Source organism: Paraburkholderia edwinii (assembly GCF_019428685.1).
Classification (GTDB): domain Bacteria; phylum Pseudomonadota; class Gammaproteobacteria; order Burkholderiales; family Burkholderiaceae; genus Paraburkholderia; species Paraburkholderia edwinii.
This window is the reverse complement of sequence record NZ_CP080096.1, coordinates 184,961-197,829: the sequence shown is the minus strand read 5'-3', so window position 1 is coordinate 197,829 and position 12,869 is coordinate 184,961. Positions and strand designations below refer to the sequence as shown.

Sequence of the window (12,869 nt, the reverse complement as noted above, 5' to 3'; positions counted from 1 at the left end):
ATGAGCCACTATCTCCCCGTAATCGGCATCACGATGGGCGACGCCGCGGGCGTGGGCCCCGAGATTATCGTCAAGAGCCTCGCACACGAAACGGTTTACCGGCAGTGCCGGCCGCTTGTGATCGGCGACGCAAAACGGCTCGAACGCGCCGCGCAAATCGTCGGCAGCGCGGCGCAGGTGCGCCGCATCGGACAACCGTCCGAGGCGCGCTATGAGCCGGGTACGATCGACTGCATCGACCTCGGGCTGATTCCCGACGATCTGCCGTTCGGCAAACTGTCGCCGATCGCGGGCGACGGCGCTTACCAGTACATCGCGCGCGCGGTCGATCTCGCGAAAGCGAACACGATCGACGCGATCTGCACGGCGCCGCTCAACAAGGAAGCACTGCACGCGGGCGGCCACAAATTCCCGGGCCATACGGAGATGCTCGCGCATCTGACCGGTATCGACGAAGTGTCGATGATGCTCGTCGCGCCGCAGTTGCGCGTGATTCATGTGACGACGCATATCGGCATCATCGACGCGATTCGCAAGATCGAGCCGGGTCTCGTGAAGCGCACGATCGAGCGCGGTCATGCGACGCTCGTGAAGGCCGGCATCGAGAATCCGAAGATCGCCGTGTGCGGGATTAATCCTCATGCCGGTGAAAACGGCTTGTTCGGTTACGGCGAGGAAGATGAGAAGATCGTGCCGGCCGTACGCGAACTGCGCGAGCGCGGCTGGAACATCGAAGGGCCGTTGCCCGCGGATACGCTGTTCTTCCGCGCGGGGCGCGGCGATTTCGACCTCGTCGTCGCGATGTATCACGATCAGGGGCATGGGCCGGTCAAGGTGCTCGGCCTCGAAGCGGGCGTCAACGTAACGGTCGGATTGCAGGTAGTGCGCACGTCGGTCGATCACGGCACGGCGTTCGACATCGCCGGCAAGGGCATTGCCGACGAAGGCAGTCTGCTCGAGGCGCTGCGTCAGGGCGCGGAGCTCGCGACACGGCGTGGGCAGCACGCGTAAGTAGCAGCAGCGAAATTCAGCAAAACGAAAGGAAGTAAAACGAAAGCAGCAAAGCGAGAACGGCGGACCGCATCAAGCGGCTCCGCCGTTTTTCTTTACCCATCTCCTGCGGGTAGAGAACGTGAGGTTCATGGCACGCACAGTCAAAGGACGTGCACTGCTGGGAATATTCGTCAACGACAAGGTGTTATGAAAGGTTGACGCAACCGTCTGGAGCCGACCGCTGAAAGCCGGCTGGTTTCAGCAGGCCCTCCGATTCCTGGACACCTATCGTGTCGTTCCGCCGATAAGATCCCCGACGATGACTACCACCGATTCGCAAGCCTTTATTCCCCACCGCCCGTTGATGGGCAGCGACCATCGAACGCTCGTGCTCGCGGCGCTCGGCGGCGCACTCGAGTTCTACGACTTCGTCATCTACGTATTTTTCGCGGCGGTGATCGGGCAACTTTTCTTCCCGACATCGATTCCCGACTGGTTGCGTCAGGTGCAAACTTTCGGCATTTTCGCGGCCGGTTATATTGCGCGGCCGCTCGGCGGCATCATCATGGCGCATTTCGGCGACCTGATCGGCCGTAAGCGGATGTTCATGCTGAGCGTGCTGCTGATGGCGCTTCCCACGCTGCTGATGGGACTCCTTCCGACTTACGACATAGTCGGTCTCGTCGCGCCGATGCTGCTGCTCGTGTGCCGCGTGCTGCAGGGCGCGGCCGTCGGCGGCGAAGTGCCGGGCGCATGGGTGTTCGTCTCCGAGCATGTCCCGCGCCGTTATGTCGGTTATGCATGCGGTACGCTCACGGCCGGTTTGACCGCGGGCATTCTGCTCGGCTCGCTGATCGCGTCGGCGGTCAATCATCGCTACGGGCATGAGGAAATCATCGCGTTCGCATGGCGCATTCCGTTTCTGATCGGCGGCCTGTTCGGCTTGCTGGCTGCCTTTATGCGCCGCTGGCTGCAGGAGACGCCGGTCTTTATCGAAATGCAGCAGCGCAAGTCGCTCGCATCCGAAGTGCCGTTGAAAGCGGTGCTGCGCGATCACGGCGGGCCCGTGCTGATTTCGATGATCCTCACGTGGACGCTGACCGCGGCGATCGTCGTGGTGATCCTGATGACGCCGACACTGCTGCAAAAGCGCTTTCATATCGATGCCGCGACGACGCTCGAGGCGAACTCGGTCGCGACCTTGTGCCTGACGATCGGCTGCGTGATTTTCGGCTCGCTTGCGGGGCGCTTCGGCGCGGCGCGCACGATCTTCGTCGGCTGCCTGCTGCTCGCGGTGTCGTACTACGTGATGTTCACGCATATCGCGGCCGATCCGTCGTCGCTGATGATGTACTACGCAATAACGGGCTTTTTCGTCGGCGCCGTCGCGGCGATTCCGGTGGCCATGGTCAACGCGTTTCCTCCGACCGTACGCTTCTCGGGAATTTCGTTTTCATACAACATCGCTTACGCCGTGTTCGGCGGGCTGACGCCGGTTGCCGTGGCGCTGATGCTGAAGTCGAGCGCGAATGCGCCGCAACTGTATGTGGCCGTGCTGTGCGTGGTCGGTGCGCTTGCGGGCTTCGGGATGCGTGGCGCGCGCCGGGTGAATTGAGGCCGGCCGCAATGAAGCCGCGCGCATCATCAAAAAAGGCAGTCGCGCGATAGGAATGACACGCTAAATTGCGGCGCGTCTCCTGTCCGCGCCGCGTTTGCTGCCAGGTTTGTCGCTGGGTTTGCTGCTGTGCGTCTCCATCAGGCGCTGGTGCCGCCGTCGACCTTGATGCTCGTGCCGGTCACGAAAGCCGCTTCAGGGCTGGCAAGCCACGCGACCATATTCGCGATGTCCGTCGGATTGCCATAGTGGCCGAGCGCGATCGAATGGCCGATACGCTCCGCGAGCGGACCGTCGGCGGGGTTCATGTCGGTATCGATGCGCCCGGGCTGCACATTATTGACAGTGATGCCCGCATTGCCGAGGTCGCGCGCGAGGGCGCGCGTCATGCTAGCAATGGCCCCCTTCGTGCACGCATAGACGGACAGGCCGGAAGCCGGCACATAGTCGCTCGTCACGCTGCCGATATTAATGATCCTGCCGCCTTTGCGCATGAATCGCAGCGCTTCCTTGATCGCCACCAATGGGCCGCGCACGTTGATCGCGAGCATGCGGTCGATCTCGTCGAGCGGAAACTCGTCGATTGCGCGGACGCGCAGCATTGCCGCATTGTTGACGAGAATGTCAAACGTACCGAACTCGGCCGCCGTGGTGGATATCGCCGCTTGCATCGCCTTCGCGTCGCCGCTATCCGCATGCAATGCCATCGCGCGGCCGCCGTCGCGCTGGATTTCATAGACGATTTGCTGCGCGTCGCCTTGCGAGCCCGCATAGGTGATAGCGACTGCCGCGCCTTCGCGCGCGAAGCGCTTCGCGATGGCGGCGCCGATGCCTCGCGAGCCGCCGGTGACAAGCGCGGCTCGTCCCTCGAGCTTTCTTTTCAACACTGACATTCCCGCTTCCTTTTACATTGATTGCATTGAAAAAATTCTAACGAGCCGCAGTCTGTGACTTGTGCCAAATTTCGCAGCGAAATGCGCGCGGATTTAGCACAGTTCGACGATTTCGCGGACCACACAGGAAAGTGAGCTAATGAAACTGGACAAGACCGACGTCAACATCCTGCGTACGCTGCAGCGCGACGCGCATGCGAAAGCGTCCGAACTGGCGGAGACGCTCGCCATTTCACCGTCGCCGTTGTACCGGCGCATCCGGATGCTCGAAGAGGCGGGCGTCATCAGGCAGTACATGACGCTGCTCGATCCGGAGAAGGTGGGCTTTCCGATCAGCGCTTATGTGTCGGTCGCGCTCGAAAAAAACGCCGACAAGATGGCCGCATTCGAGCGCGCGATTCTGAGCTGCGAAGAGGTGATGGAGTGCTACCTGATGACCGGTACGTACGACTACGTGGTACGTGTCGTAGCCAGCGACATTCCGGGTATCGAGCGCTTTGTGATGACACGGCTGACAAAGATCGATGGCGTGCGCGACGTCAATACGTCGATTACGCTGCGGCGCGTGCAATACAAGACCGAATTGCCGGTGCGCATCAGTGAGGCCTGAAGTTAAAGCCAAAGCTCAAGGCTGCTCCCTCGTAAAATTTGCCGAAGCGGTGGCGCGCCGTTCCGGCCGCGTGCCGCGCATAAGCCGCTCGACCGCTCGAACATTCGCGTCGCATTGCATCGTTGCATTGCTGCAGGCGCGGTAAAACACATTGCGGTGCGGCTTGCCCCTCGCGCGTGCGCGCCGCGCACCAATGCATTGCGTTGCCGCACCGCTCTTGCCGCCGTCGGGTAGGTGCGGGAAAACCCCAGCGTGCCGATTGTCCTGGAACACCTGAGATTAATTTGTCGCTCTGTATCGTGAGTCCATAGCCCGGTGCCGTGCCAGGCGCCGGCCGGTTCACGTTTTACGGATGACGATCAATGAGCTACGCGCAACCCATGGTTGAGGAAAATGTCCTGCCTCAGCCCCGCTGTTCGCTGCGGCGTGCGATAGCCGCCTCGGCGATGGGCAATGCCACCGAGTGGTTCGACTACGGCATTTATAGCTACGGTCTGACTTATGTATCGGCGGCGCTCTTTCCAGGCAGTACTGCACAGGCGACGCTATTCGCGCTCGCGACCTTTGCCATTTCGTTCCTGGTGCGGCCGTTGGGCGGTCTGTTCTGGGGACCGGTCGGCGATCGCGTCGGGCGCAAGCATGTGCTGTCGCTGACGATTATTCTGATGTCCGTCGCCACGCTGTGCGTCGGGCTGTTGCCGTCGTTCGAGCGCATCGGCTGGTGGGCGCCGGCGCTGCTGATCGTGCTGCGCATGATTCAGGGCTTCTCGACCGGCGGCGAATACGGCGGCGCAGCGACCTTCATGGCCGAATACTCGCCGGACCATAAACGCGGCCTGTGCGGCAGCTTCCTCGAATTCGGCACGCTTGCGGGCTTTTCGCTCGGCGCATTTCTGATGCTCGGCTGCTCGGTCGTGCTCGGCGGCGACACGATGCATGCATGGGGCTGGCGCCTGCCGTTTCTCGTGGCGGCCCCGCTCGGTCTGATCGGGCTGTATCTGCGGATTCGCCTTGAAGATACGCCGGTGTTTCGCGAAGTCGCCGAGGCCGCGCATCACGACGAGCATACGGGCGTGCCGCTCAGGCAACTGCTCGAGCAGTTCTGGAAGCCGATGCTGCTGCTGGGCGGCCTCGTGATCGCGCTGAACGTCGTGAACTACGTGCTGCTCGCGTACATGCCGACCTTCATGAAGACGCAGCTGCATATGAGCGACAACATGTCGTTGCTCGTGCCGCTGATCGGCATGCTGTCGATGATGGTGCTGCTGCCGTTCTCGGGCGCGCTGTCGGATCATATCGGCCGCAAGAACGTCTGGTGGATTTCGCTCGTCGGCCTGTTCGTGGCGGCCGTGCCGATGTTCACCTTGATGACGCATGGCGTGACCGGCGCGTTGATCGGCTTCGCGGTGCTGGGCCTCCTCTACGTGCCGCAGCTCGCGAGCATTTCGGCGATGTTCCCCGCGATGTTCCCGACTCAGGCGCGCTATGCCGGCGTGGCGATTGCCTACAACGTGTCGACCTCGCTGTTTGGCGGCACCGCGCCGATGGCGAACGACTGGCTCATCGCGCATACCGGTTCAACGCTCGTGCCTGCTTACTACATGATGGCCGCGTGCGTGGTCGGCATGGTCGCACTGCTGTTCGTGAGAGAAACGGCCGGCTGCTCGCTGCGCGGCCGCGAGATGCCCGGTACCGTTGCGCGCCCGCCGGAAGGCACGGCCGCGATCCGGCAACGCGATGACGACGCCGGCGGTTATCCCGCCAAAGCGAACGCATAACGCATACGTTCTCCCGCCTTCTTCCTCTCTTCTCCGTCCTTTCAATGGCGATTTATTCCGGTTCCGGAATAAATCGCCACTGGCCGCTGTTCCAGACGGTAAGCGCCTCGTGCATCATGCAGGCATGCTTGACCTTCATTTTTCACCTGAACTTACCTGGAATCGCCCGGCCATGAACCTCTCCTCGCGCCTGTCGCAACTCGGCTTTGAACTGCCGGCACCGATCCGACCGCTCGGGTCGTATCGCACGCTATCGATTTCCGGAAACCAGATGTATGTATCGGGACTGGGGCCGTTCGAGAACGGCAAGCCGATCGTCGGAATCGTCGGCGCCGACCTGTCGCTCGAAGCGGCGCAGCGCGCGGCGCGGCTCACAATGCTGATGATTCTGTCCTGCATCGACGACGAATACGGTCTCGACAAGGTCGATCGTTGCAGCCGGCTTACCGTGTACGTGCGTGCCGATGCGGCGTTTACGCAGCATCCCCAGGTGGCGAACGGCGCGAGCGATCTGCTGCGCGACCTGTTCGGCGATGACCGGCTGCCGGCGCGCAGCGCATTGGGCGTGCATACGTTGCCGATGGGCATTCCCGTCGAAATCGACAGCATTTTCGAATTGAAGCAGTGAGGGTGCGGCTGCGCGACAGGTGAGGCTTTTCGGGAACGACCGTGCGCGGCGCGGTTCGCACACCATGCGCGGACGATAATCGGGCATCGCACGGCATCGGCACGCGCCTCGTGACTAAACCCGCGAACGGCCGTAGCATGACGCCGGACTTTTTATAACCGGCGCCGCCAGAGATGAACCTGCAATCGATCCCGCTTCTGTCACCTGCCGTCGGCACGCGCCGCGAGCTGACGGTGTTCCGTTTTGGCCCGGCGCAAAGCGGCGAAAAGATCTATATCCAGGCATCGTTGCACGCCGACGAAACGCCGGCGATGCTGACAGCCGTATTGTTGAAGCGCCGCCTGATCGAACTCGAAGCGCAAGGCGCACTCGCCGCGCAAATCGTGCTGGTGCCGGTGGCCAACCCGATCGGGCTTTCGCAATACGTGCTCGGTCAGTTTGTGGGGCGCTTCGAACTGGGCAGCGGCAGAAACTTCAATCGCCATTTCCTGCCGTTCAATGCGGTAATCGATCGTGCGAAAGACACGCTTGGCGCTGATCCGCTCGACAATCGCCGCATCGTCCGGCAGCTGATGCATGACGAGCTCGAGCTTCATACCCCCGTCAATGAATTCGAATCGTTGCAGCATGAATTGCTGAAGCTGTCGTTCGACGCGGATATCGTGATCGACCTGCACTGTTCGCAGGAAGCCGCGATGCATCTCTATACAAATGAAACGGGCTGGGCGGAATTCGAGCCGCTCGCGCGCTATCTCGGCTCGCGCGCATCGATGCTCGCGAACGATTCGGGCGGCCAGTCGTTCGACGAAGCGCATAGCCTCTTCTGGTGGCAACTGCAGCAGGCGTTGCCCGCGAGCAAGCCGGTGCGCACCGGCACCGTTGCGGTGACGGTCGAATGTCGCGGACAGCGCGACGTATCGTATGAAGTCGCGCAGCACGACGCCGATGCGTTGATCGACTATCTGATCCACCGCGGCGCACTGCGCGGCGAACCAGCACCGTTGCCCGCTCTGCTGATGCCCGCCACGCCGCTAGCCGGTAGCGAACAGTTGTATGCGCCGGCGAGCGGGATACTCGTGCATCGCGCCGAAATCGGCGCGCTGGTGTGCGCGGGCGAACCGCTGTTCGACATCATCGACCCGCTGACCGACGCGACGACCACAGTCGTAAGCCGCAACGAAGGCGTGCTCTATATGCGTCGCGCGATCCGCTTCGTGACGGCCGGGGCGCCGCTTGGGCGCGTGACGGGCACAGAGCCGCTGCGAAGCGGGATGTTGCTTGGCGCATAACGCCAGGACGCAATGTCATTTGTGCGGCGCGGCGCGGTCAAGAAGAGAACGCGCCGCCGACATCTTCCAGATCGTCACCATTCATTTACCTTTCTGTTGCGGGCGTTCAAAATTCTCAAAGGTGAGCGTTTCCGGGGACGCTTACGCCCGCAATCGCCCACCATTCAAGGCTCGAGGTGGATGCAAAGAAGCAACGCGGGAAGCGCGAAAAACTATCGGTCAGCCGGATAATGCGGATTTGAAATAACGATTTTTCATTTGCTTATAACGCCTCTACGATGAAAAGCGGACTCTCGTCTGTTTTATCGATGGACTTCGTGAGGTAATGAGGCAAGCATGGAACATCACGCGCGTACGCAAAACGAGAAGCTCGAGGTTAAAACCACGACGTGTTACATGTGCGCGTGCCGCTGCGGCATTCGCGTGCATCTGCGCGACGGCGAAGTGCGCTACATCGACGGCAACCCCGAACATCCGCTGAACCAGGGGGTGATTTGCGCCAAGGGCTCGTCGGGCATCATGAAGCAGTACTCGCCGGCGCGTCTGACGCAACCGCTGATGCGCAAGGCGAACGCCGAGCGCGGCACGGCGCAATTCGAACCGGTGTCGTGGGACGTCGCGCTCGACATGCTCGAAAAACGGCTTGCGCATTTGCGCGCGACCGACCCGAAGCAGTTCGCGTTATTTACCGGCCGCGACCAGATGCAGGCGCTGACCGGACTCTTCGCGAAGCAGTACGGCACGCCGAACTACGCGGCACACGGTGGCTTCTGCTCGGCGAATATGGCCGCCGGCATGATCTACACAATAGGTGGCTCGTTCTGGGAGTTCGGCGGCCCCGATCTCGATAGCGCGAAGCTGTTCTTGATGATCGGCACCGCCGAAGACCACCATTCGAACCCGCTCAAAATAGCGATTTCGAAGTTCAAGCGCGCGGGCGGCCGCTTTATCGCCATCAACCCGGTACGCACCGGCTATGCAGCGATTGCCGACGAATGGGTGCCGATCCGACCCGGCACCGACGGCGCGTTGTTTATGGCGCTGATTCACGAACTGCTCGCCACCGATAGCTACGATCACGAATTCGTCACGCGCTATACGAACGCGGCCGAACTGCTCAATGTGAATGAGCAAAGCGATGAATTCGGTCTGTTCGTGCGCAATCTCGATGCGCCGGAAAGCAATCCGCTCTTTCCGCAAAACCATCTGTGGTGGGATAGCGCAAGCCAGCGCGCCGTGCTGCATCACACGCCAGGCGCGAAACCCGCACTCGATGGACATTACACACTCGACGACGGCACGCCGGTCACGCCGTCATTCGCCTTGCTGCGTGAACGCGCGGCGCAATGCACGCCCGAATGGGCTGCCGAGATCACTGGCATTTCCGCCGACACGATCCGCCGTCTCGCACGCGAAATGGCCGAAACCGCCCGCGATCACAAGATCACGCTGCCGATTCGCTGGACCGATGCATGGGGCGAAACGCACGAGACGGTAACCGGTAATCCAATCGCATTCCATGCAATGCGCGGCCTGGCTGCGCATTCGAACGGCTTCCAGTCGATTCGCGCGCTGGCCGTGCTGATGTCGCTGCTCGGCACGATCGACCGGCCCGGCGGCTTTCGTCACAAGTCGCCGTTCCCGCGTGCGGTGCCGCCGTCGGCGAAACCGCCTAACAGCCCGGATGCGGTGAAGCCGAACACGCCGCTTGCGACCGGGCCGCTCGGTTGGCCGGCCGCGCCCGAAGATCTGTTTATCGACGAGCATGGCGAACCGGTGCGCATCGACAAGGCGTTTTCGTGGGAATACCCGCTCGCGGTGCACGGGCTCATGCATAGCGTGATTACGAACGCCTGGCGCGGCGACCCGTATCCGATCGATACGTTGATGATCTTCATGGCCAACATGGCATGGAACTCGTCGATGAACACGGTCGAAGTGCGCAAAATGCTTGCCGACCGGCACGAGAACGGCGAGTACAAGATTCCGTTTATTGTGGTGTGCGACGCGTTCCAGTCGGAGATGACCGCGTTCGCGGATCTGATTCTTCCCGACACGACGTACCTCGAACGCCACGACGCGATGTCGATGCTCGACCGGCCGATTTCCGAATTCGACGGGCCGGTCGATTCGGTGCGTGTGCCTGTCGTGCCGCCGACCGGCGAGTGCCGGCCGTTCCAGGAGGTGCTGATCGAACTCGGCAGCCGTCTCAAGCTGCCGGCATTCACGAAGCCGGACGGCACGCGCAAGTATCGCGACTATCCGGAGTTCATCATCGGCCACGAAACCGCGCCCGGCTCGGGCGTCGGCTTCCTGATCGGCTGGCGCGGCGAGGACGGCGACGAGGCGCTGGTCGGCAAGCCGAATCCGAATCAATGGGAACAGTACGCGAAAAACAATTGCGTGTACCACTACACGCTGCCCGAGACATTGCAGTACATGCGCGGCCAGAATGGTCCGTATCTGCAATTCGCGGTCGAAAAGGGCTTTCGCAAGTTTCCCGAGCCGATTGTGATCGCGCTCTACTCGGATGTGATGCAGAAATTCCGTCTCGCCGCGCAAGGCAAGACCCAAGGCCGTCAGCCGCCTGATCATCTGCGCGAACGCGTCGCGCGTTACTTCGATCCGCTGCCGTTCTGGTACGAACCGCTCGAGCGCAACACCACCGATCTCGCGCGTTTTCCGCTGGCGGCGGTCACGCAGCGGCCGATGGCCATGTATCACTCGTGGGACTCGCAAAACGCGTGGCTGCGGCAGATTCACGGCGAAAACTATCTGTTTATGAATCCTCGCATGGCGAGTGAGCAGGGCATCGAGGACGGCGGCTGGATTTACGTCGAGTCGCAATGGGGCAAGGTGCGCTGCATGGCGCGCTACAGCGAAGCGGTCGAACCGGGCACGGTGTGGACGTGGAATGCGATTGGCAAGGCCGCGGGCGCATGGAACCTCGGTCCCGACGCGAACGAATCGCAGCGCGGCTTTCTGCTCAATCACCTGATCACGGACGAACTGCCGGCGGATGGCGAGGCCGATCGCAGCGGCAACGGCGAAGCCGCCTCTGCGCGGGCGCCTTCGCGCATTTCCAACTCCGATCCGATTACCGGCCAGGCCGCGTGGTACGACGTGCGCGTGCGCGTCTATCCGGCCGAAGCGGATGCGGATCACACGCTACCGCAGTTCGCGCCGATGCAGCCGCTGCCGGGATCGGTCGGCACGCTCAAGCGCATCGTGCAGACCTATTTCGCGGGGCGCGGCGAATTTGCGACGCGTTTGCGCCGCACCGCCAAAGATTCGAAAGATATTTGATGAGGAGCACCCAATGACCCAGATGGCGCTCGTGATCGATCTGAACGTGTGCGTGGGCTGCCACGCATGTGTGACGAGCTGCAAGGAATGGAACACGTCCGGCGAGGCGGGGAGCCTGTCGGATGCGCGTCCCTACGATGCCGATCCGTCCGGCACGTTTTTCAATCGCGTGCAGACGTTCGAAGCCGGCGAATTTCCGCTTGCCGATACGATTCACTTTCCGAAGTCGTGCCTGCACTGCGAAGACCCGCCCTGCGTACCCGTGTGTCCGACCGGCGCGAGCTACAAGCGCAAGGAAGACGGCCTCGTGCTGGTCGATTTCGACCGCTGCATCGGCTGCAAGTACTGCGCGTGGGCGTGCCCGTATGGCGCACGCGAACTCGACGAGGAACGCAAGGAGATGACGAAGTGCACGCTGTGCGCGGACCGCATTCACAACGAGTCGTTCTCCGAGCGCGATCGCCAGCCCGCCTGCGTGCTCGCGTGCCCGACGTCGGCGCGGCTCTTCGGCGATATTCACGACCCGGAATCGGTGGTCTCGAAGGCGATCCGCGAGCGCGGCGGGTATCAACTGATGCCGGAGTGGGGCACGCGTCCGGCGAATCACTATTTGCCGCGGCAGAAGACGACCGCGTGCGGCAGCGGCTCATGCTCGTGCGGCTCGGGCGCCGAAAGCGCGGACATCGGAGATGAGACCGGTACGGAGCGGACGGCTCCGCTCGAGCACGGCGTGGTCGATCTCGCGTCGATGGCGACGCGCGTTTAAAAGAATCAGGGGACCCCACGATGAATCCGGCTTTCTCAGTAGTATTTCTGACGACGTTGAGCGGCGCGGGCCAAGGCCTGATGATCGCGCTCTTTGGCGTCGAGCTCGCCGCGCAGTTCGGCTTGATCGCGATGCCGCCGCAGGTGTTTTTTGTTGTCGGCGCAGCGCTGTCGGTCGTGCTCGGCGTGCTTGGGCTATTCGCATCGTTTTTCCATCTTGGCCATCCGGAGCGCGCGTGGCGCGCGATTGCGATGTGGCGCACGTCGTGGCTGTCGCGCGAATGCCTCGCCTTGCCGGTGTTTCTCGCGTGCGTGTTCGCGTATGGCGTTCTGCATGCGCTCGGCGCGCCGTATTCGCTCGCGGTCGGTGCAATCGGTGTGCTCGCAAGCGGCGTGCTGTTCGTCTGCACGTCGATGATCTATGCGTGCTTACGCTTTCTGCAGGAATGGGCAACGCCGCTCACGATGGTGAACTTCGTGCTGCTCGGCTGCGCCTCAGGCTTCACGGTTGCGGCGGCGAGCGCCGCGTGGTGTGCGCCCGCGCTCGTGCCGGGGCTTGCGGTTTGCGCATGCGTGCTGACGCTCGCCGGCGGTGTCGCGCGCGTCGCGTCGCTCAGGCGCAATGCACGCTTGCGGCCGAAGTCGACTGTACAAAGCGCGACCGGCATTCGCTCGGCGAAGGTCGTGCAGAAATCGCGCGGCTTCACGGCCGGCGCGTTCAATCTGCGCGAGTTCTTCCACGGCAAGAACCTGCGAACATTGCAGCGCATCAAGTGGACGTTTCTGATCGCGGCGTTTCCGGTGCCGTTCGTGCTGATCGCGCTGGGCGGCAGCGTTGGGTCGGTTGCGCTGTCGGCTGTGCTGCTGTGCGCCGCGTGTGCGATCCAGTACGCGGGGCTGGTGGCCGAGCGCTGGTTCTTTTTCGCCGAAGCGCGTCATCCGCAGAACCTGTACTACCGCCAGGCAGCTTGAGCCTGCGGGGCCGGGCGCCT

The 12,869-nt window shown here is 62.4% G+C and carries 10 protein-coding genes; 9 read left to right on the top strand and 1 reads right to left on the bottom strand.

Going from position 1 to position 12,869, the window contains the following annotated elements:
* Positions 1-1,011, top strand: coding sequence for a 4-hydroxythreonine-4-phosphate dehydrogenase PdxA (gene pdxA / locus KZJ38_RS22760; RefSeq protein WP_219801968.1), 1,011 nt, complete (start codon positions 1-3; stop codon positions 1,009-1,011).
* A gap of 301 nt (positions 1,012-1,312) precedes the next feature.
* On the top strand, positions 1,313-2,608 hold the full coding sequence (locus tag KZJ38_RS22755; protein ID WP_219801967.1) for an MFS transporter: 1,296 nt from the start codon (positions 1,313-1,315) through the stop codon (positions 2,606-2,608).
* A 140-nt stretch (positions 2,609-2,748) separates the two neighbouring features.
* On the opposite strand, the gene KZJ38_RS22750 is transcribed toward KZJ38_RS22755, so the two are convergent.
* Complete coding sequence (locus KZJ38_RS22750) at positions 2,749-3,501, bottom strand: 3-oxoacyl-ACP reductase family protein (protein ID WP_219801966.1); 753 nt, start codon at positions 3,499-3,501, stop codon at positions 2,749-2,751.
* Between the two features lie 139 nt (positions 3,502-3,640).
* On the opposite strand from KZJ38_RS22750, the gene KZJ38_RS22745 reads away from it, so the two are divergent.
* From KZJ38_RS22745 to KZJ38_RS22715, 7 genes are all read left to right on the top strand, one after another.
* Complete coding sequence (locus KZJ38_RS22745; RefSeq protein WP_219801965.1) at positions 3,641-4,111, top strand: Lrp/AsnC family transcriptional regulator; 471 nt, start codon at positions 3,641-3,643, stop codon at positions 4,109-4,111.
* Between the two features lie 362 nt (positions 4,112-4,473).
* Positions 4,474-5,889 carry an MFS transporter gene (locus KZJ38_RS22740; protein WP_219801964.1) on the top strand — a complete coding sequence of 472 codons (1,416 nt, stop codon included), beginning with the start codon at positions 4,474-4,476 and terminating at the stop codon, positions 5,887-5,889.
* Between the two features lie 172 nt (positions 5,890-6,061).
* On the top strand, positions 6,062-6,517 hold the full coding sequence (locus tag KZJ38_RS22735; RefSeq protein ID WP_219801963.1) for a RidA family protein: 456 nt from the start codon (positions 6,062-6,064) through the stop codon (positions 6,515-6,517).
* 173 nt (positions 6,518-6,690) lie between these two features.
* A complete protein-coding gene (locus tag KZJ38_RS22730; RefSeq protein ID WP_219801962.1) occupies positions 6,691-7,806 on the top strand; it encodes a succinylglutamate desuccinylase/aspartoacylase family protein in 1,116 nt (371 codons plus the stop codon).
* Positions 7,807-8,142: 336 nt separating this feature from the next.
* Entirely contained in the window at positions 8,143-11,112 is a 2,970-nt protein-coding gene (locus tag KZJ38_RS22725) for a molybdopterin oxidoreductase family protein (RefSeq protein ID WP_219801961.1), read from the top strand.
* A gap of 13 nt (positions 11,113-11,125) precedes the next feature.
* Positions 11,126-11,878 (top strand): 4Fe-4S dicluster domain-containing protein, encoded by a 753-nt coding sequence (locus KZJ38_RS22720; RefSeq protein WP_219801960.1) that lies wholly within the window; start codon positions 11,126-11,128, stop codon positions 11,876-11,878.
* A 20-nt stretch (positions 11,879-11,898) separates the two neighbouring features.
* Positions 11,899-12,849, top strand: a complete 951-nt coding sequence (locus tag KZJ38_RS22715; protein ID WP_219801959.1) for a dimethyl sulfoxide reductase anchor subunit family protein — start codon at positions 11,899-11,901, stop codon at positions 12,847-12,849.
* Positions 12,850-12,869: the final 20 nt, after the last annotated feature.

Bases quoted from the DNA above. Each gene is read 5' to 3' on its own strand.
- KZJ38_RS22740 (WP_219801964.1), top strand. From the start codon at position 4,474: ATGAGCTACGCGCAACCCATGGTTGAGGAAAATGTCCTGCCTCAGCCC.
- KZJ38_RS22745 (WP_219801965.1), top strand. From the start codon at position 3,641: ATGAAACTGGACAAGACCGACGTCAACATCCTGCGTACGCTGCAGCGC.
- KZJ38_RS22715 (WP_219801959.1), top strand. From the start codon at position 11,899: ATGAATCCGGCTTTCTCAGTAGTATTTCTGACGACGTTGAGCGGCGCG.
- KZJ38_RS22730 (WP_219801962.1), top strand. From the start codon at position 6,691: ATGAACCTGCAATCGATCCCGCTTCTGTCACCTGCCGTCGGCACGCGC.
- KZJ38_RS22725 (WP_219801961.1), top strand. From the start codon at position 8,143: ATGGAACATCACGCGCGTACGCAAAACGAGAAGCTCGAGGTTAAAACC.
- KZJ38_RS22750 (WP_219801966.1), bottom strand. From the start codon at position 3,501: ATGTCAGTGTTGAAAAGAAAGCTCGAGGGACGAGCCGCGCTTGTCACC.
- KZJ38_RS22755 (WP_219801967.1), top strand. From the start codon at position 1,313: ATGACTACCACCGATTCGCAAGCCTTTATTCCCCACCGCCCGTTGATG.
- KZJ38_RS22720 (WP_219801960.1), top strand. From the start codon at position 11,126: ATGACCCAGATGGCGCTCGTGATCGATCTGAACGTGTGCGTGGGCTGC.
- KZJ38_RS22735 (WP_219801963.1), top strand. From the start codon at position 6,062: ATGAACCTCTCCTCGCGCCTGTCGCAACTCGGCTTTGAACTGCCGGCA.
- pdxA (WP_219801968.1), top strand. From the start codon at position 1: ATGAGCCACTATCTCCCCGTAATCGGCATCACGATGGGCGACGCCGCG.